The sequence below is a fragment of the Sphingobium yanoikuyae genome (assembly GCF_034424525.1).
Lineage (GTDB): Bacteria > Pseudomonadota > Alphaproteobacteria > Sphingomonadales > Sphingomonadaceae > Sphingobium > Sphingobium yanoikuyae.
Map to the genome: position 1 here is coordinate 2,762,664 of NZ_CP139979.1, position 18,214 is coordinate 2,780,877.

Annotated in this window: 16 protein-coding genes; 7 read left to right on the top strand and 9 right to left on the bottom strand. The window is 66.5% G+C overall.

What is annotated here, in order from left to right:
- Positions 1 to 73 precede the first annotated feature (73 nt).
- Positions 74 to 1,123, bottom strand: a complete 1,050-nt coding sequence (locus U0025_RS12690) for a LacI family DNA-binding transcriptional regulator (protein ID WP_004207757.1) — start codon at positions 1,121 to 1,123, stop codon at positions 74 to 76.
- Between the two features lie 120 nt (positions 1,124 to 1,243).
- On the opposite strand from U0025_RS12690, the gene U0025_RS12695 reads away from it, so the two are divergent.
- Positions 1,244 to 2,041: a 2-keto-4-pentenoate hydratase gene (locus U0025_RS12695; RefSeq protein WP_004207759.1), complete on the top strand. Its 798-nt coding sequence runs from the start codon at positions 1,244 to 1,246 to the stop codon at positions 2,039 to 2,041.
- 31 nt (positions 2,042 to 2,072) lie between these two features.
- On the top strand, positions 2,073 to 3,350 hold the full coding sequence (locus U0025_RS12700) for an MFS transporter (RefSeq protein ID WP_004207760.1): 1,278 nt from the start codon (positions 2,073 to 2,075) through the stop codon (positions 3,348 to 3,350).
- A gap of 66 nt (positions 3,351 to 3,416) precedes the next feature.
- Here U0025_RS12700 and U0025_RS12705 read toward each other — a convergent pair whose 3' ends face one another.
- Positions 3,417 to 4,283, bottom strand: coding sequence for an SDR family NAD(P)-dependent oxidoreductase (locus U0025_RS12705; protein ID WP_004207761.1), 867 nt, complete (start codon positions 4,281 to 4,283; stop codon positions 3,417 to 3,419).
- A 282-nt stretch (positions 4,284 to 4,565) separates the two neighbouring features.
- On the opposite strand from U0025_RS12705, the gene U0025_RS12710 reads away from it, so the two are divergent.
- Positions 4,566 to 5,342 (top strand): sulfite exporter TauE/SafE family protein, encoded by a 777-nt coding sequence (locus U0025_RS12710; protein ID WP_004207762.1) that lies wholly within the window; start codon positions 4,566 to 4,568, stop codon positions 5,340 to 5,342.
- A gap of 10 nt (positions 5,343 to 5,352) precedes the next feature.
- Here U0025_RS12710 and U0025_RS12715 read toward each other — a convergent pair whose 3' ends face one another.
- Together U0025_RS12715 and U0025_RS12720 are read right to left on the bottom strand one after the other, a co-directional pair.
- The gene (locus U0025_RS12715) at positions 5,353 to 6,159 is read right to left on the bottom strand and encodes a LytTR family DNA-binding domain-containing protein (protein ID WP_004207763.1); all 807 of its coding nucleotides are present in this window, start codon (positions 6,157 to 6,159) and stop codon (positions 5,353 to 5,355) included.
- A 322-nt stretch (positions 6,160 to 6,481) separates the two neighbouring features.
- Positions 6,482 to 8,059, bottom strand: a complete 1,578-nt coding sequence (locus U0025_RS12720) for a glycosyl hydrolase family 79 N-terminal domain-containing protein (RefSeq protein ID WP_254792238.1) — start codon at positions 8,057 to 8,059, stop codon at positions 6,482 to 6,484.
- 281 nt (positions 8,060 to 8,340) lie between these two features.
- Between U0025_RS12720 and U0025_RS12725 the strand changes: the two genes are divergently transcribed.
- On the top strand, positions 8,341 to 8,478 hold the full coding sequence (locus U0025_RS12725) for a hypothetical protein (RefSeq protein WP_004207766.1): 138 nt from the start codon (positions 8,341 to 8,343) through the stop codon (positions 8,476 to 8,478).
- Between the two features lie 32 nt (positions 8,479 to 8,510).
- On the opposite strand, the gene U0025_RS12730 is transcribed toward U0025_RS12725, so the two are convergent.
- The 4 genes from U0025_RS12730 to U0025_RS12745 form a co-directional block, all read right to left on the bottom strand.
- Positions 8,511 to 9,206: a carboxymuconolactone decarboxylase family protein gene (locus U0025_RS12730; RefSeq protein ID WP_004207767.1), complete on the bottom strand. Its 696-nt coding sequence runs from the start codon at positions 9,204 to 9,206 to the stop codon at positions 8,511 to 8,513.
- Between the two features lie 83 nt (positions 9,207 to 9,289).
- A complete protein-coding gene (cydX, locus tag U0025_RS12735) occupies positions 9,290 to 9,391 on the bottom strand; it encodes a cytochrome bd-I oxidase subunit CydX (protein WP_004207768.1) in 102 nt (33 codons plus the stop codon).
- An 11-nt stretch (positions 9,392 to 9,402) separates the two neighbouring features.
- On the bottom strand, positions 9,403 to 10,548 hold the full coding sequence (gene cydB, locus U0025_RS12740) for a cytochrome d ubiquinol oxidase subunit II (RefSeq protein ID WP_004207769.1): 1,146 nt from the start codon (positions 10,546 to 10,548) through the stop codon (positions 9,403 to 9,405).
- A gap of 24 nt (positions 10,549 to 10,572) precedes the next feature.
- Positions 10,573 to 12,153 (bottom strand): cytochrome ubiquinol oxidase subunit I, encoded by a 1,581-nt coding sequence (locus U0025_RS12745; protein ID WP_004207770.1) that lies wholly within the window; start codon positions 12,151 to 12,153, stop codon positions 10,573 to 10,575.
- Between the two features lie 143 nt (positions 12,154 to 12,296).
- Here U0025_RS12745 and U0025_RS12750 point away from each other — a divergent pair, with 143 nt between their 5' ends.
- From U0025_RS12750 to U0025_RS12760, 3 genes are all read left to right on the top strand, one after another.
- Positions 12,297 to 13,811, top strand: coding sequence for an ATP-binding cassette domain-containing protein (locus U0025_RS12750; protein WP_004207771.1), 1,515 nt, complete (start codon positions 12,297 to 12,299; stop codon positions 13,809 to 13,811).
- Positions 13,808 to 15,433, top strand: a complete 1,626-nt coding sequence (locus tag U0025_RS12755) for an ATP-binding cassette domain-containing protein (protein WP_004207772.1) — start codon at positions 13,808 to 13,810, stop codon at positions 15,431 to 15,433. The genes U0025_RS12750 and U0025_RS12755 overlap by 4 nt, the downstream gene beginning before the upstream one ends.
- Before the next feature lie 197 nt (positions 15,434 to 15,630).
- Positions 15,631 to 16,452: a universal stress protein gene (locus U0025_RS12760; RefSeq protein WP_037490304.1), complete on the top strand. Its 822-nt coding sequence runs from the start codon at positions 15,631 to 15,633 to the stop codon at positions 16,450 to 16,452.
- Here U0025_RS12760 and U0025_RS12765 read toward each other — a convergent pair.
- The gene (locus U0025_RS12765) at positions 16,449 to 18,185 is read right to left on the bottom strand and encodes an acyl-CoA dehydrogenase (RefSeq protein WP_004207774.1); all 1,737 of its coding nucleotides are present in this window, start codon (positions 18,183 to 18,185) and stop codon (positions 16,449 to 16,451) included. The two genes, U0025_RS12760 and U0025_RS12765, sit on opposite strands and share 4 nt — an antisense overlap.
- Between the last annotated feature and the right edge of the window lie 29 nt (positions 18,186 to 18,214).

Sequence of the window (18,214 nt, forward strand, 5' to 3'; positions counted from 1 at the left end):
GATATCCTCACCGGTTATTCGAAATTGCCCCTTGGGAAGCAAATTCGGAAACCGGTGTCAACCTTGGCGTGGATCAGCCCGATGCAGGCGCCACCGAACTGCGCCGGATCAGGGTCGAACTGAAGAGGGATGGCTCGCTGACCTCCGCCTCCTCGCCGATGGCGGTGCCGATCAGCTTGAGTGCGGCGGCGCGGCCCATGGCCGCGATCGGCCAGCGCACCGTGGTCAGCGGCGGCCAGACGCGGGTGGTGAGCGGCGTATCGTCGAAACCGATGATAGACAATTGCTCCGGCACCTCGATCCCGCGCAGCCGCGCCGCATAGAGGACGCCGGCCGCCATCTCGTCATTACTGGCAAAGATCGCGGTCGGCGGCGAAGTCAGATCGAACAGGTTTTCCGAAGCGGAAACCCCTGATTCAAAAGTATATTGCCCGTCCGCAACCAGGCTGCGCGGCAGGCTGATGCCGGCTTCCGCCAGCGCCATCTCAAAGCCCTCGCGCCGCTCCTTGGCGGAACGGAAGCCATGCGGCCCGGCGATCAGGCCGATCCGCCGATGCCCCTGCGCGATCAGATAGCGCACCGCATCGGCCACCGCGTCCCGGTCATTGGAGGCGACCATATGTTCAGGGTCATCGAGCAGGGCCGAACCCATGCGCACATAGCGACAGCCGGCATCGTCGAACAGCTTGGAAAGACTGTCATTTTCGGAGAGCGGTGGCAGCACGACGACGCCGAACAGGCGCTGGCGCGTCACGAAATTATGGATGTCCTCCATCACCATGGCCGCGCCCCTGTCCACCGGGCGCACCACCAGTTCGAACTCGGTGCCGTGCAGCGCCTCCAATATCCCCTTCTGCATGCTGAGCACCATCTGGGCATTGGGATTGTCGTAGATCAGGCCGATCAGGAAATTGCGCCCCAGCGCCAGCGCGCGTGCCTGCGGATTGGGGACATAACCGGTCTGGCGGATGATTTCCTCCACCTTGCCGCGGGTTTCCTGGTTCAGCAGCGGCGATCGGTTGATGACGCGGCTGACCGTCTTCTTCGACACGCCGGCCATGCGGGCAATGTCGTTGATCGTCAGCTTGGCGGTGGCGCCCTCGTCCCTGGGTGTCTTTGTCATGCCCCTTTTATAGCGCGCTTATGGCCCGCAACCAGCGCAATATGCGTCGCTCGGCAAATCTATTGACACCGGTTACTCTTACAGGCATCCCGAGAGGGAGAACCAGCCGAGAGGATCATCGTGACCGCCGCTTCCCCTGCCGCCATTGCGCGCGCCTTCGTCACCGCCCGACAGCAGGCGACGGGCTTTTCCGACTATCCCGGCCCGATCCCGCCCAGCCTGGCCGACGGCTATGCAATCCAGGCGGAGGCACTGGCGCTGGTCGATGCGCCGGTCGGCGGCTGGAAGGTCGGCCGCGTGCCCGCGCCGCTGGTCGAGCGTTTCGGCGCCGATCGCCTGGCCGGGCCGATCTTCACCCCAACCATCCACGCCCTGACCCCCGATGCCACCGGGCTGGTCTTTGCCCAGGGCTTTGGCGCGGCGGAGGCGGAATTCCTGCTGCGCATCGGACAGGCGCCCGACCCGGCCCAGACCAGTTTCACGCTGGAGGAAGCCGCCGCGCTGGTCGACGCCGTGCATATCGGCCTGGAAATCGCCAGTTCGCCCTTCACCGGCATCAACGAGCATGGCCCGGCCGTGACCGTTTCGGATTTCGGCAATAATAACGGCCTGCTGATCGGCGCGGCCGTGCCGGACTGGCAGAACCTGACCTTTGCCGAGATCGACATCAGCCTGAGCATCGATGGCGTCGTCGCTGGCACCGGCCGCGCCGTCAGCTTCCCCGACGGGCCGATCGGCTCCGTGCGTTTCCTGCTCGAAAATCTCGCCGCGCGCGGCATAAGGCTGCAACCGGGCGCATGGATATCGACAGGCGCCGTCACCGGCGTGCATGAAGTGCGCGTCGGGCAGACGGTGGTTGCGGACTTCGGACCGCTCGGCACCGCACACTGCGTCATCCGCCCCCAAGCGGCCACCTGACAAGGCCGCAGGGCAAGAGGAGAGGAAGAGAATGAACGAGGCCGTCGCCGGAGCAACCCAGAGGGTCGGGCGCTATCGCTGGGTGATCGTCGGGCTGTTGTTCGCCGCCACCGCGATCAACTATGTCGACCGGCAGATGATCGGCGTGCTGAAGCCCACTTTGGCGGCCGAGATGCACTGGTCGGAAACCGACTATGCCAATATCGTCTTCTGGTTCCAGGCGGCTTATGCAATCGGTTATCTGGGCTTTGGCCGCTTGGTCGACGCGATCGGCGCGCGGCTGGGCTATACCGTCGCGATCATCATCTGGACGATCGCCCATGTCGCCCATGGCGGCGTGCATAGCGTGACCCAGTTCGCCTTCGCCCGCTTTGGCCTGGGCGTCGGCGAATCCGGCAATTTCCCCGCGGGCATCAAGGCGGTGGCCGAATGGTTCCCGCAGAAGGAACGGGCCTTCGCGATCGGCCTGTTCAACGCGGGCGCCAATGTCGGCGCGATCATCACGCCGCTGCTGGTGCCATGGCTGACCATCCAATATGGCTGGCGCTTCGCCTTCATCGCGACCGGCATATTCGGCGTCGTCTGGCTCGCCGCCTGGCTGATCTTCTATCGCCGGCCGCAGGAACATCCGCGCGTCGGCGCCGCCGAACTCGCCTATATCCAGCAGGATCCGGCCGACCCGGTCACGCCGATCGGCTGGCGCCGGCTGATTGCCGTGCGCGAATGCTGGGCCTTTGCCATCGGCAAATTCTGCATCGATCCGATCTGGTGGTTCTTCCTCTTCTGGCTGCCGGGCTATCTGGGCGAGCGCTACGGCCTCGACCTCATCAGCTTCGGCCCGCCGCTGGTCGCCATCTATCTGTTGTCGGACCTTGGCAGCGTGGCCGGCGGCTGGCTGTCGGGACGGCTGATGAAGGCCGGGCACAGCGTCAACGCCGCGCGCAAGCTGACCATGCTGGTCTGCGCCGCCGCGGTCACGCCGGTCTTCTTTGCCCAGTCGATCGACAATCTGTGGGTCGCCGTGCTGGTGATCGGCATCGCCACCGCCGCGCATCAAGCCTTTTCCGCCAATCTCTACACGCTGCCCTCGGACATGTTCCCGCGCGCGGCGGTCGGATCGGTGGTCGGCATCGGCGGCACGGCCGGCGCGATCGGCGGCATGCTGATGGCCAAATATGCCGGCTATATCCTCGACAGCATCGGCAGCTATGCGCCGCTCTTCGCGGTCGCAGGCAGCGCCTATTTCATCGCCCTGCTGGCAATCCACCTGCTCTCACCGCGCCTGGCGCAGGTGAAGGTGCCGGAATAAGTTCCCTGGGGGAGGGACTGCCCCGGACCGGCGATGGGGATTGCCGGTCCGGGGCGCCTTGCGTTCTCAGCGGCCATGCGCCGCGATCAGCTTTTCGCTTTCCCGCCAGAAGCGATCGACGATCGCTGCATCCTCGACCAGCGTGTTGGGCGTGCGCGGTGCGCGGCGATACCAATAGCCGCCATTGCTGGCCGCCCCTTCCGGGGCAGTCGCCAGCCAGACCAGCGTGTCCGCTCCGTCCGCTTCGCTCGCCTTGTCGAGCCCGCGCGAGCGCTCCTGCGTATCGACCGGCGCATGCGAAAAGAAGTTCGAGTCGACCGCGCCGGGATGGACCGCATGGGCGACGATCCCCTCCCCCGCCAGCCGATCGGCCAGCGCGCGGGCGAACAGCACATTGGCGAGCTTGCCGGTGCAATAGGCCATGCCGGGGCTGAACCGTTCCAGATTCTGCATGTCGTCCAGGTTGATCGACGGGATCATCTCGCTGGCGTCGGAGGCGGTGTTGAGGATGCGCACCGCGCCCGCCGGCTGATCCTGCACCGCCTTGCGCAACAGCGGCAACAGGCGCTGGGTCAGCAGGAACGGCCCCAGATGATTGCCGGCGAAATTCGCCTCCAGCCCCTCGTCCGTCATCACCAGCTTGTCGGTCATGCCGCCGGCATTGTTGAACAGCAGGTCGACCCGGTCGGTCAGCGCGGCGATATCCTGGGCCAGTTGGGCGGCGCCGCCCAGCAGCGACAGGTCGGCGCGCAGCATGGTGACGGGCGCGCCGGCAGCCTCCGCCGCTATCTCGGCCTCTGCAGCCGCCAGCCGCTCGGGATCGCGACCGGTGCCGATCACCCGCCAGCCCTGCCGCGCCATGGCCTTGGCGATCGCCTTGCCGATGCCCGAACTCGCGCCCGTCACCACCGCCACCCGTGCCCGTTCCACCATATCCTGCTCCTGTCGCTTATCCCGGCACGCTAGGCGCTCGGACGCGGGCCAGACAGCCGCGGGAGCGATATGTGGCGCGCGCCGTCCATAGCAAAGCTATCACCCCCCTCAAGCAAGGGGCGGGTTTCACCCCGCCATGGCGTCCGCTATGTCCCACCGCGAAACATAAGGGGGACGCAGGGATATGGATCGAGTGCAGGGACTTGCATGGGCAGCGCAAACGCCCTTAGGTGACGCCATGATGGGTCGCACCGCCTGTCGTCATGCACCGCAGGAGCGGTCGTGACGATCAATCCGCTCTATTCCCTGACGGGCTTCATCGTCGGCACGCTGGTCGGGCTGACCGGCGTTGGCGGCGGATCGCTGATGACGCCGATCCTGGTGCTGCTGTTCAATTTCCACCCGGCTGCGGCCGTCGGCACCGACCTTCTCTATGCCTGCGTCACCAAGAGCGTGGGCAGCCTGGTCCATGGCTGGAAGCGGTCGGTCGACTGGGCGATCGTCGGCTGGCTGGCGCTGGGGTCGATGCCGGCCGCGATCGGCGCGCTGATGGCGCTGCGGGCGATGGGGCCACCGTCGGCCGCCGTGGTCGATCCGATCAAGGTGACGTTGGGGGTGATGCTGTTCCTCACCGGCCTGGTGCTGCTGTTCCGCGATCGGATCACGGCCTGGTCGCGCACCCATGGCCAGGATCGCAGCCCCGTCACCACCCGCAACCTCACCATATTGCTGGGCGTGGTCGTGGGCGTGGCGGTGACCATCACCTCGGTCGGGGCCGGCGCGATCGGCGCGACCGCGCTGCTGATCCTCTATCCGCGCACGCCGCTCGCCCGCATCGTCGGCAGCGACGTCGCCCATGCCGTGCCGCTGACGCTGGTGGCCGGCATCGGCCATTGGTGGCTGGGCACGGTCGACATGTCGCTGCTGGCATCGCTGCTGATCGGGTCGATCCCCGGCATCATCGTCGGCAGCCTGCTCGCCTCGCATGTGCGCGAAGCGGTGCTGCGTACGATCCTGGCGGCGATCCTGATCATCGTCGCGCTGAACCTGATCCTCTGATCCTGCCGCGTCAGTCCGGCAGGAAACCGGACTGGCGCAGCCGATCAAGGGAATCGCGCGCGATCGGCGCGGACAGACCGTTGGTCAGCCGGATTTCCCGGCCCTTGCCCACGCTTGCTCCGTCGGCAAGCGCCGCCTTGGCCACCCACCAGCTGCGATGGGTCTGCGCGCCGGGCACATCGTCCATTTCGGCAATGGCATCGCGCAGCCGCATCAGGATCAGTTCGCTGCCATGCGGCCCATGGATGCGGACATAATGATCCTCGCTCTCCAGGGCGATTATGGGACCAGTGAAAGCCGGACTGAGACGCTGATGAAGGCGAACCTGCTTTCCCGCCATCGGCGTGAGCGGCGGCGCACCATCGGTCGATGGCGACACGAAGGGTGAAGCCGGCCCCATATGCTCATCATAATAGCGCAGCAGATGCGCGTCCGCCCGCTCCGCCCACCAGGCGATGGTCATGACGAGCAGACAGCAGAGCAAAGTGAAGGGCAAAAGGCCGGCATAGCCGCCCAACAGTCGCACCTCGTCCCGCCCGACCAGCCGCCAGATCAGCGCCATGGGAAAGCTGGAGGCGACCATGCCCCAGAAGACCAGAGACCCGCGCGGTAGGCGGGTCGCCCGCGCAATCGCCCGCCAGGCGATCAGCGTCGGCCGCGCGAGGATATAGGCGCCCATCAGCATGATCCACCATCGCCCGGCGCGCAGCAGGAAGTCGCCCGACAAATAGGTGCCAAAGGGGCCAAGAAAGCCGACCACCACCGCGACCGGCAGCATCGCCCAGAGTTCGAGCAGCACACGGCGGAGACGTTTCACGCAATCCCCCTCTCCATTCGCGAAACGCGAACCGCGAAGGGCCCGGTTTTCCGCGCTTTTTCTTCTGTTCCTCCTGCGTGACGAAAAGCCGCTTGCCCGTCAATCGTGGGCTGCCATCGCTCCCCCTCATACCGGCGGGCCGATGAATGGATCGTCCGCTCCGACCGGCCAAGGAGACAGACCATGACCGATTTTCTGAGCACCAAAAGCGCGATCGCCATCATGTGCTGCGCCATCATCGCCCATATGGGCGCCTTTGCCCTGGCCCTCGCCTGATGCGCCGAACAGCCCCTTCCCGGCCCGCCCGGCGCCGTATCAGGCGTCAGGGACAGGCCGGGTTGCGGGCATCGGGATAGGTCAGATAGCTGATGCTTGCCGCCGGCAGTGACTGCAGGCCGCGCGCGGCGACGCCCTTGAGATTGGGCAAGACGCCATCCTGCCCCACCGCCAGCGTCCGGCCGTTGAGCTTCACGCTGCCCGCGTCCAGATTGTCGGCGGTCAGCGTATAACGGGCCGCCTTGCCGGCGAGCGACAGGCTGGCGGGATTGGCGGTATCGAGATTGATCGCGACCAGCGCGACGCCGCCCGGTGTGCCACGCAGACACTGGCTGTAGAGATGCAGCTTGCCTTCATTCCGGCCCGCATCCAGCACGACATTGCCCATCAGCCGCGCCCATAGGACCGCCGCCCAATAGCTCGGCCGCGGCATCATCGTCGCCTCGTCGATCAGTGCATAGTCGCTGGCCGCCAGCGTATTGTGGAAGACCACCGACACACCTTGCTTCGCCTGCCGCCCCAACTGGTCGACATAGCGGAAACTGTCGCGCCAGGTCGCTGCCCAGGCGTCGCCGCCACAGGCCGCCTGCGCCGTTTCGGTGATCCAGATATCGGTGCCGGGCGCGAAACGCTGTTGCCGTTCCTTGTAATAGGTCGCCGTGCTGTCGGCGCGCGCCAGCCAGTCCTCGTCCAGCGCCCGGTCCGGGCTGATCCCCGCGCTCTTGTCCATCGCGGCGCAGCGTTTCGAGACGGTGCCGTAGAAATGATAGGAGAAGATATCGACCCTGGGCCGCGGCTCGGCGCTCATCAGTGCGTCGGTCGGCACCACGCCGATATTGCGCGGCATGATGACGAAGCCGGCCTCGCCGGTGCTGCCCGGCCCGACGATCTTCATCTGCGGTGCATCGGCGTCGCGGAACGCGCGAAAGACGGCCATGTCGCGGGCGAAGGCCACCGCATCATAGCCCTTTGGCAAGCCGACCATAGACCCCGCATTGGGTTCGTTGATGAGTTCGGCGGCGTAGATATGGCCGCCCAACTTCTCGGTATAGGCGTTGAGCCGGCGCGCCTGATCGGGATCCCATACGCCCGATGCGTCGCGCGCGCCGTCGCTCACGGGGAAGGATACGACCAGTTTGCCGCCAACGGCCTTCACGAAATCGACGACGCCGGCCCATTGGGCACGGGTCAGGACGCTCTGATAGCCCTTGGGCGGGGTGGCAGGTGGCGGCGTATCGCTGTCATGGAAATAGACGGCATTGGCCCAGCCACCACTCACGCGCACATAGGTCGGCCCCAGCGCGCGGGCGAGATTGCGCAGCCGCGTGTCGCCGGCCAGGTCGATCGGCTCGCGCTTGCGGAACATGACGGCCGCGATATCGACGCCGCCGCTGCCGCCAGCCGCTGGCTGGGGCCGCGGCTCGCCCGGCTTGGGATAGGGGGCCCAGAAGCGGCCGCCGACCACCTCCACCATCTCGACATTATAGGCCTGATACTGGTCATCGACCTTTGCGACCTGAGCAAAGCGGCCGGGGTCTACGGGAGGCGTGGCAGCGCCCAGCATCGCGCCCGTCATCGCCAGCAGGGACAGGCTTCCCACCATCAACATGTGGCCCTTCGTCACGGCATCCTCCCTCGATTTTGCGGGAGGCTAACCCGGCGCCTGCGGCACTACAAGTTGGCATGACCAATTTGGACAAACCAATCACTGTAGCGATGCACCTCAGCCCTAGAAATTTCGCCATTGAAGCCGGAACAAAAGGGGCCCTCATGGATTTCCCTATCAAGGCCTCGATAATATCCAATCCAAGAAAATGTCCCCCAAATGTGCGATCCCCGTAAAATTCCCGAGGTTCGTTCGGCGTGATTTTGGATAGAATGAAAAGGAACAGGGAGTATCCAGCCATGAAGCCAATTCGTAGCGCTAGCAGCCCCCAAGCCCGCGTCGCCTTCACGCCGACCAGCAAGAAGGCCGGCCAGTGGGTCCAGACCCCGCACGGCTTCGTCAGGGTGGACAGTCCCGCCCCGAAACATGCCGAGTGAACGGATCGGCTGAACCGACCTGACGGCCGGGCCTATCGGGCGGACAGCCCCTTGTTGCCGCCGTGCAGGCGCAGCTTGAGGCTGTTCTGATAATAGGCCACGGCCTGATATTGACCGATCAGCACCGTCAGCTCGATCAGTTGTGCCTCATCCAGCCGCGCCGCCAGCACGGCCCAGGTCGCGTCGGCGATCATGGCGTCGCCATGCAGTTCCTCGACCCCGCGCAGGATCGCCCGGTCATGGTCGTTCCAGCCCGGATCGGCCGAACCGATCACGATCCGCTCCACCTCTTCCCGAGCGATGCCGGCATGGCGCGCGATCATCACATGCTCGCCCCATTCATAGGGCGCCTGACAGAGCCAGGCAACGCGCAGGATCGCCATTTCCCGATCGCGCGCGGAAAGCTTGCCCTGCGTCAGCAGCGTGACGCCGACATCCGTCTGGCGGGCGAACAGCGCCGGATGGCGCATCATGGTACGGATGATTTCGGGCAGGCGTGCCAGCACGGCGGACATGTCGCCCAGCCCCTGTGCTTGCGCATCGGTCACGTCGGTCAGCAGGTCCGCCTCGCGCGCGTCGATGCTCTGGTTGATGGCGATCATCTGCCGGATCAGCGGGTCGAGATCGGCGCTATACTCGTCGATGCTCAGCGCTTCGATGCGGGGCGCATCGCCCAATATCTGGGCATGGCGGCGCGCGATGCGGGCGGTTTCGGCCTCTTCGTTCATGCCCTTCCCCTGCATATCCATGGCCGCAACGGGGTGGCGTGACGCCCCGGCCGTGTCAAACCGCCGGGGCGCTATCTGTCAGCTCAATATTCGCCGGGTTCCGAATGGAACTCGTGCCAGACGCCGTTGAGGATGCCGAAGCCGACAGCCAGGCCGACGCCCAATATCCAGGCAAAATACCACATAGGTCGGATCCTTAGTAAAAGTCGGGGTTGAGGCGGATTTCCCGGTCGGTCACCCGGCCGAACATCACCTTGTAGGCCCAGGCCGTGTAAGCCAGCACGATCGGCAGGAAGATGACGGTGCAGATCAGCATGGTGAACAAGGTGCCGTGACTGGACGAGGCGTTCCACGCGGTCAGGCTGGACCCCGGATCGATCGAACTGGGCAGGATGAAGGGGAACATCGACAGGCCGACGGTGCTGATGATGCCGACATTGGCGATCGACGATCCGGCGAAGACCAACGTGTCGCGCTGGCCACGAATACCCAGCAATGCCAGCACTGGTCCGACAAAGCCCAGGATCGGCGCCAGCAGCATCCAGGGATGCGCCGCATAATTGTCGAGCCATGCGCCCGCCGCCGCGACCGCGCCGCCCAGATGCGGGTTGGACGGACCATTGGGATCGATCACGCCATCGACGCGATAGCCCATGCCGCTCCAGGCAACGAACAGCCCGCCGATAGCGAACAGCAGGATCGACAGGACCGCCGCGCCCTGACCATAGCGGCGCACGCGCTGCAGCACCGGCCCCTGCGTCTTGAGGCTGAGCCAGCCGGCACCATGCAGCACCAGCATCGCGACCGACAGCAGGCCGGTCAACAGGGTGAAGGGCGTGAACAGGCCGAGCAGCGACCCTTCATAGAACATGCGCAGATCACCATCGAGGCGGAAGGGCGCGCCGACCAGCACATTGCCGACCGCGACGCCGAAAACGAGCGCGGGCACCAGGCCGCCGACGAACAGCGCCCAGTCCCAGCCGGCGCGCCAGCGGGCGTCCGGCTTCTTCGAGCGATATTTGAAGCCGACTGGCCGCAGGATCAGCGCCGACAGCACCAGGAACATGGCGAGATAGAAGCCGGAAAAGCTGACGGCATAGACGAAGGGCCAGGCGGCAAAGATGGCGCCGCCGCCCAGGATGAACCAGACCTGGTTCCCTTCCCAGGTAGCGCCGACGCTGTTGATGATCATGCGCCGTTCCTCGTCGGTCCGGCCGGCAAAGGGCAGCAAGGCCGCTGATCCGAGGTCAAAGCCGTCGGTGAGGGCGAAGCCGATCAGCAGCACGCCCAGCAGCAGCCACCAGATGACGCGCAGCGTTTCATAATCGAGCGGAATGGTCATTGTCCTAACTCCGGTTGGCGGGCGTCATTCGGCGGGCACGGCGCGGAAATCGGGCGCCGGCTCGGCGGGGCTGTCGGGCCGCCAGGGGACATAGCGTTCCGGACCCTTGGCGATGGTGGCGAGCATCAGCTTCACCTCGATCACTGCCAGGATACCGTAGAGCAGGGTGAAGCCGATGATGGTGGTCCACAATTGCGGCACCGTCAGGCTGGAGGCGGCAAGGAAGGTCGGCAGCACGCCGTCCACCGCCCAGGGCTGGCGCCCGATTTCCGCCACGGCCCAACCGACCTCGATCGCGATCCAGGGCATCGGCATCATGAACAGGGCCAGTTTCAGGAACCAGCGCGCATCGAACCGCCGCATCGACGAGAAGGCAAAGGCGGTCGCGAAGAAGGCGATGAAGGCAAAGCCCAGCCCCGCCATGATGCGGAACATCCAGAAGATCGCCGGCACATTGGGCACGGTGCTCCAGGCCGCCTTCTCGATCGTCGCGGCATCGGCCTGGCGCGGATCGGCGATGAAGCGCTTCAGCAGCAGGGCATAGCCCAGATCCGCCTTGTTCCGCTCGAACGCTTCCCGCGCGACCAGGTCGTTGCGATCGACCTTCAGCGTCTCGACCGCATCATAGGCGATGATGCCGGCGGCAATCCGCACCTTGGCGGTGTCGACCAGTTGGTTGATGCCGGTGACTTCGCCGGTCAGGCTGCGGGTGGAGATGAGGCCCAGCACATAGGGCACCTTGATCTCATGCGTGGTCTCGCGCCCGCTGTTGGACGGTAGGCCGAACAGGGTCAGGCCGGCCGGCGCAGGCTCGGTCTGCCACATGCCCTCGATCGCGGCGAGCTTCATCTTCTGGTTCTCGGTCAGCGCATAACCGCTTTCGTCACCCAGAACGACGACCGACAGCGATGCGGCAAGGCCGAAGGCGGCGGCGACGGTGAAGGAGCGCTTGGCAATGGCGATATGCTTGCCCTTGAGCAGATAGAAGGCCGACACGCCCAGCACGAAGACGCTGGCACAGACATAGCCGGCGCTGACGGTGTGGACGAACTTCGCCTGGGCGACCGGATTGAAGATCACCGCCATGAAGTCGGTCACTTCCATCCGCATCGTCTGCGGGTTGAAGGTCGCACCGGTGGGATGCTGCATCCAGCCATTGGCGACGAGGATCCACAGCGCCGACAGGTTCGACCCCAGCGCCACCATGAAGGTGGTGAGCAGGTGGCCGCGCTTCGACAGGCGATCCCAGCCGAAGAACATGAGGCCGACGAAGGTCGCCTCCAGGAAGAAGGCCATCAGGCCCTCGATCGCCAGCGGCGCGCCGAATATGTCGCCGACATAGTGCGAATAATAGGCCCAGTTGGTGCCGAATTCGAACTCCATGGTGAGGCCGGTGGCCACGCCAAGGACGAAGTTTATCCCGAACAGCTTGCCCCAGAAGCGGGTGATATCCCGCCAGATCGGGCGGTCCGTCATGACATAGACGCTTTCCATGATGACGAGCATGAAGGAAAGGCCCAGCGTCAGGGGCACGAACAGGAAATGGTATAAAGCTGTGAGAGCGAATTGCAGCCTGGATAATTCAACGACGGCCATGCTTATCATCGCGACCCCCTTTCTTCCCTTAACCGATTTGGCTGGCGAAATATGGACGTGACGGCGCTACATCATTGAGACAGATCAAATTATATTCTGCCGCCAAACCTAAATGAATGAGACGCAAGGTCTAGCTAGGGAAAACCGCAGGCATGGGTTGGGTCATCGACATCATCGGCGCCGCTCTTTTCGCGGCGGGACTGGCGCAGGGCGTCAGTTCGCTGGCCGATGGCGTCGCGATCGGCTGGCTGTCGCCGCTGCTGCTAGCGGCCGGCGGACTGGTGCGTGCGGCCGGGCTGATGCTGGCCCATGTCCAGGCGATCCGGTCAGCCCAGCGCATCGTCGCCGCGCGGCGATCGACGTTGCTGCCCCGGCTGCTCGGCGGACGGCTGGCCCGGCCGCTGCTGGCGGGCGAGAATGCGACGCTGGCAATCGACCATCTCGCCGCGATCGAGGCGCATGGCGCCCGCTTCCTGCCGATCCGCAAGGCGGCGGTGCTGGGACCGCTTCTGGTCGCCGCGATCGTCGCGACCGCAAGCTGGGTTTGCGCCGCGATCATGCTGGCGACCTTGATCCCCTTCGCTTTCGGCATGGTGCTGGCGGGTACGGCCGCGCGCGCGGCGGCGGAGCGGCAACTGGCGGCCTTGGCCGAATTGTCGGGCCTGTTCGTCGACCGGCTGCGCGCGCTGCCGCTGATCCGTCATCATGGCGCGCAGGCGCGGATCAGCCGACAGGTGGCGGGCGCCGCGCAGGAGGTGGCGACCCGCACCGGCGCGGTGCTGCGCGTCGCCTTCCTGTCGGGTGCGGTGCTGGAATTTTTCGCGGCGCTCTCGGTGGCACTGGTCGCGGTCTATTGCGGCTTTGCCCTGCTTGGCCTGCTGCCCTTTCCCTCGCCCGAAGCGCTCGACCTGCGCGCCGCGCTGTTCGCGCTGGCGCTGGCGCCGGAATTTTATCTGCCGATGCGCCGCCTGGCCGCGGCCTATCATGACAAACAGATGGGCGAAGCGGCGGACAAGGCGATCGCTGCCGCCCTGCCAGACGTGGACACCACGCCGCATCCGGCCAGCGCGCCGTTCGATGGCCTCTATCTCAGGGATTTGCGGATCGGCATCGGTTCTGGGATCGGCCCGGTCAGCCTGACGCTCAAGCCGCATGACCTGATCGCCCTCACCGGACCGACCGGCAGCGGCAAGACCAGCATGCTCGCCGCGATTGCCAGACAGATTGACCCGGCCTCGGGCGAACTGTCTCCGGTCGATCCCGCCCGCATCGCTTGGGCGGCCCAGCGGCCGCTGCTGCTGCCCGGCAGCCTGGCCGACAATATCGCCCTCGCCCGCCCCGATGCCGACCGGGCCGAAATCGCGCAGGTTGCCGCGCGGGTCGGTCTGACGCCCATGCTGGCCACACGGCCGGAGGGGCTGGACCTGCCCATCGATCATCAGGGGGCTGGCCTGTCGGGCGGCGAACGGCGGCGCATCGGCCTTGCCCGCGCCATCCTGTCCGAACGGCCGGTCCTGCTCTGCGACGAACCCACCGCCGATCTGGATGCGCAGAGTGCCGCCGACATCATCGCCCTGCTGGTCGCCTTGTCGGCCGAGCGCGCGATCCTGGTCGCCACCCATGATCATCGCCTGACCGCCGCCGCGCGGATGGAGGTGATGCTGTGAATCCGATCCGGATCGCGCTCGACAAGGCGACAGGCTCCGCCACGCTGTTGCGCCGCGCGACGCTGTGCGCCGTCATAGCGGCGCTGGCCGGCATTGCCCTGCTGGCGCTGGCCGGCTGGTTCCTGACCGCCGCCGCCATGGCCGGCGCGGCTGGCACGATAGCGGTGCAGGCGTTCAACTATCTGGTACCCAGCGCGGCGATCCGGCTGCTCGCCATATTGCGCACCGTCTCGCGCTATGGCGAGCGGCTCTGGTCGCACCGCGCCGCGCTCGAAGCCATGGGCGGCCTGCGCGCCAGCCTGTTCGCGCGCCTCGCCGCGCAGGACAGCCGCACCGCCCTGCCCTTGTCCAGCGGCGACGCCGCCGCGCGGCTGACCGGCGACATCGACGCGCTGGAGGATCTGGTGGTGCGCCGGCCGAGCCGGATCGCCGGATTGATGGCAGCGCTGGCGGGCGTGATCCTGGCGGCGAGCGGCGGCTGGCTGTCGGCCCTGCTGCTGGCGGTCATGCTCGCCGCCCTGCCGCTCTTGCTGCGCAGCCTTGCCCGGCGCCTGACCGAAGGCCCCGCGCAGCAGGCAGCCGACGCGCTCGGTGCTCTCCGCACCCGCTATGTCGAACTGGCGAGCGCCCGCGCGGAAATCGCGGCCTATGGGCTGGGGAATCGCGTGATGGCCGAACTGGCACCGCTCACGCGCCGGCTCGATCAGGCCCGCGCCCGCCTGTTCATCGGCGAAGGCGTGCAGGCCGCCCTGCTCGCGGCCTATAGCGCGCTGGCGGTCATGTTGGTGTTGCTCGGCGCCGATGCCGCCGCGCCGCTGGTCGCGCTCGCCTTGCTGGCCAGCGCCGGCGCGGTGGAGGCGATGGCCGGGCTGTCGCGCACCGCCTTCCGCCAGGCCAGCGTCGATGCCGGCCTCGCCCGGCTGGCCGCGCTCGATGCGCTGCCGCTGGAAGATACGCCGGCGCCATCCGCTGCGACAGCCCAAGCCATCCGATTGGGCGGCGTCGAATTGCGCCCCGGTGCGCGGGTCGCCGTCACCGGCCGCTCCGGTTCGGGCAAGAGCCTGCTTGCGGAGGGGCTGGCCGGGCTGCGTCCGGTCACGGCCGATGTCGCGCTTGGCGGCCATCTGCTGGCAGCCTGCTCCGGGACGGAACTGCGTGACCAGTTCGCCCTCTCGCCCCAGGACGCGCCGATGCTGGCCGGCAGCATCGCCGACAATCTGCGCCTCGCCCGGCCCGGCATCGATGCGGCCGATATGGCCGATGCGCTGCATATTGCCTGTCTCGACCAGCGCATCGCCAGCCTGCCCGGCGGGATCGACTATCGGCTGGGCGAAGCCGGCGGCACCTTGTCGGGCGGCGAACGCAAGCGGCTGTCGCTGGCACGCGCGCTGCTGACCGGCCGTCCCTGGCTGTTACTGGATGAGCCGACCGAGGGGCTGGACGCCGCGACCGAGGCGCTGCTGATCAGTCGGCTGCGCATCTGGCTCGACCGGACCGGCACTGGCCTTATCCTGATTTCACACCGTCCCGCGCCACTGGCGCTGACCGACCGACAGGTGCCGGTGTCGGCCATCGCCCCCCTGCCGGGCCAGGGTCTACCCGGAGTGGCAAGCGCGGCGTGAGGATGATAGGCTTTGTCTTGCAAGCGCTTAGAGCCTGTTTGAAAAATCGCGAAAGGGCGATTTTCAGTACGGTTCCAGCCCGCGCCCCCGCCCAACCACCCGACAGGATGACACTGGATCGGGTGGTTGGGCGGGGGCGCGGGCTGGAACCGGCTTTCTCAAACGGGCGCTTAGCTACCACCTGACCAGACAGGGAGATGTTCGTGCCGCCAACCATCCTCATCGCCACCGATCTGACCGCCCGCAGCGACCGGGCCTTTGACCGGGCCGTCGAACTGGCGACCGACCTGGGCGGTACGCTGCTCGTCGCCCATGCGTTGGACAAGGGCGATGCCGCCCATGTCGCCCGCGCCTCCGATCGTGCCAAACGGGTCATCGCGAAGCTGACCGAGGGCATCGCCGCGCCGATCGAACCGGTGCTGATCCAGGGCCGTGCGCCCGAAACCATCGCGGAACTGGGCAAGGAGCGGGGCAGCGCGGTGATCGTCGTCGGCCCGGCCCGTCACAATCATGTCAGCGACTTCATCCTGGGCACGGCGGTCGACTATCTGGTCCGGCGTTCGCCCGTGCCGGTGCTGGTGGTCAAGGAACGGCCGCGCCACCCCTATCGGCGCATCCTGATCGCGACCGACTTTTCCGACTGTTCGCTCCATGCCGTGCAGATGACCGCGATGCTGTTTCCCAAGGCACGGCTCGATCTGGTCCATGTCTATGATGGCGGCTTCCCGTCCCGCCTCGATCCCGACCAGACCTTGGCCTTCGCCCGGTCGGAAGCGGAACGGGAAAGCGCCGAATTTGCCGCGCGTCCGGAACTGGCCGGCCAAGCCCGCCCCTTCCAGGTCGAACTGATCGAGGGACGTGCCGGCGAGGTCCTGCCGACCCTGATCGCACAGCGCGATATCGACCTGCTGGTGCTGGGCGCCCATGGTCGCAGCGGCTTCGTCCATGCGCTGATCGGCAGCCGCGCCTCCGAATTGCTTGAAGGCGCGCCCTGCGACGTGTTGATGGTGCGCAATTAGAAGGCGTCGATCTCCAACGCCATGATCGACGCTTCACCGGCGGCGATCGTGGCGGCCAGGCCCTGCGCCTGAGGCAGGACGCGTAGCGCGAAATAGTCGGCCAGCTTCAGCTTCGCCTGATGCAGCGGGCTGTTGCCCTGCGCGGCCGCCTGCGCCATGCGGGTCCACATCCAGCCCATCGACACCAGCGCGAACAGGCGCAGATAATCGACTGCCGCCGCGCCGGCTGCATCCGTGTCCGCGCCCTGCAGGGCCGCCGTCGCCGTGCGCAGCGCCTCAAGCGCCGTGCTGGTGCTGCGCGCGATCACGCTCCCACCGGCCGCTTCCACATCGGCCGCGATCAGGGCGAAATAGCCTTCGACCACCGCGCCGCCCGCCATCGGCAGCTTGCGCCCGACCAGGTCCGCCGCCTGCACGCCATTGGTGCCTTCATAGATCTGGGCGATGCGCGCATCGCGCACATATTGTTCCATGCCCCATTCGCGGATGTAGCCATGGCCGCCAAAGACCTGCTGCGCCTGCACCGCGCTTTCGAAGCCGAAATCGGTGAAGGACGCCTTCACCACCGGGGTCAGCAGCGGCACCAGCGCGTCGGACCTGGCCCGTTCGCCGGCGTCGGCGTGGTGCTGCGAGCGGTCATGCTGCAGCGCGGTCCAACCGGCCAGTGCGCGCCCGGCTTCCACGAAGCTGCGGATATTGAGCAGCATCCGGCGAACGTCGGCATGTTCGATGATGGCCACCGGCGCGCGCGCATTGTCGGCGCTGCGGCCCTGCAACCGTTCCTTGGCATAGCCCGCCGCCTGCTGATAGGCAGCGCCGGCGATGCCCAGTCCCTGGATGCCGACCATCAGCCGCTCGGCATTCATCATCGTGAACATGGCGGCCAGGCCGCGATGCGCCTCGCCCACCAGCCAGCCGGTCGCGCCATCATAATTCATGACGCAGGTCGGCTGGGCATGGATGCCCATCTTCTTCTCCAGCGCGCCAACCGACATGCTGTTGCGCTGATCGAAGGCGCCATCCGCGCCGGGCAGGAATTTGGGCACCAGGAACAGGCTGATCCCCTTCACCCCGGCCGGCGCATCCGGCAGGCGCGCAAGCACCAGATGAACGATATTGCCGCCAAAATCATGGTCGCCCGACGAGATGAAGATCTTCGTGCCTGTCACCGCATAGCTGCCATCGTCCTGCGGCTCGGCCTTGGTCTTCAGCAGGGCAAGGTCGGTGCCGGCGCTGCTTTCGGTCAGCGCCATCGCGCCGGTCCATTCGCCACTCACCATGCGCGACAAATAGGTCGCCTTCAGTTCTTCGCTGGCATGGGCGGCGATCGCCTCGCACGCGCCACGGGTCAGGCCGGGGAACAGGCCGAAGGACAGGTTCGCGGCCGACAGCATCTCGTCCAACCAGAGTTGCAGGATGAAGGGCAGCCCCTGCCCGCCATGGTCGGGATCGGCCGACAGCGCCGCCCAGCCGGCATCGGCAAAGTCGCGATAGGCCTGGGCAAAGCCGGGCGGCGTCCGCACCGCGCCATCGATCAACTGGCTGCCATGCTCGTCGCCTTCGCGGTTGAGCGGCGCCAGGCGCTCGGCGCACATGCGCCCAGCCTCGTCCAGCACGGTCACGGCCAGGTCGGCGTCGACATCCTTGTTCAGCTCCGCCATCGCCTGGTCGAAGCCCAGCACCTCGCTCAACAGGAAGCGATAATCGTCGATCGGCGGAACATAGCTGTACATCGAACCTCTCCAATATTGCTGCGGACCAG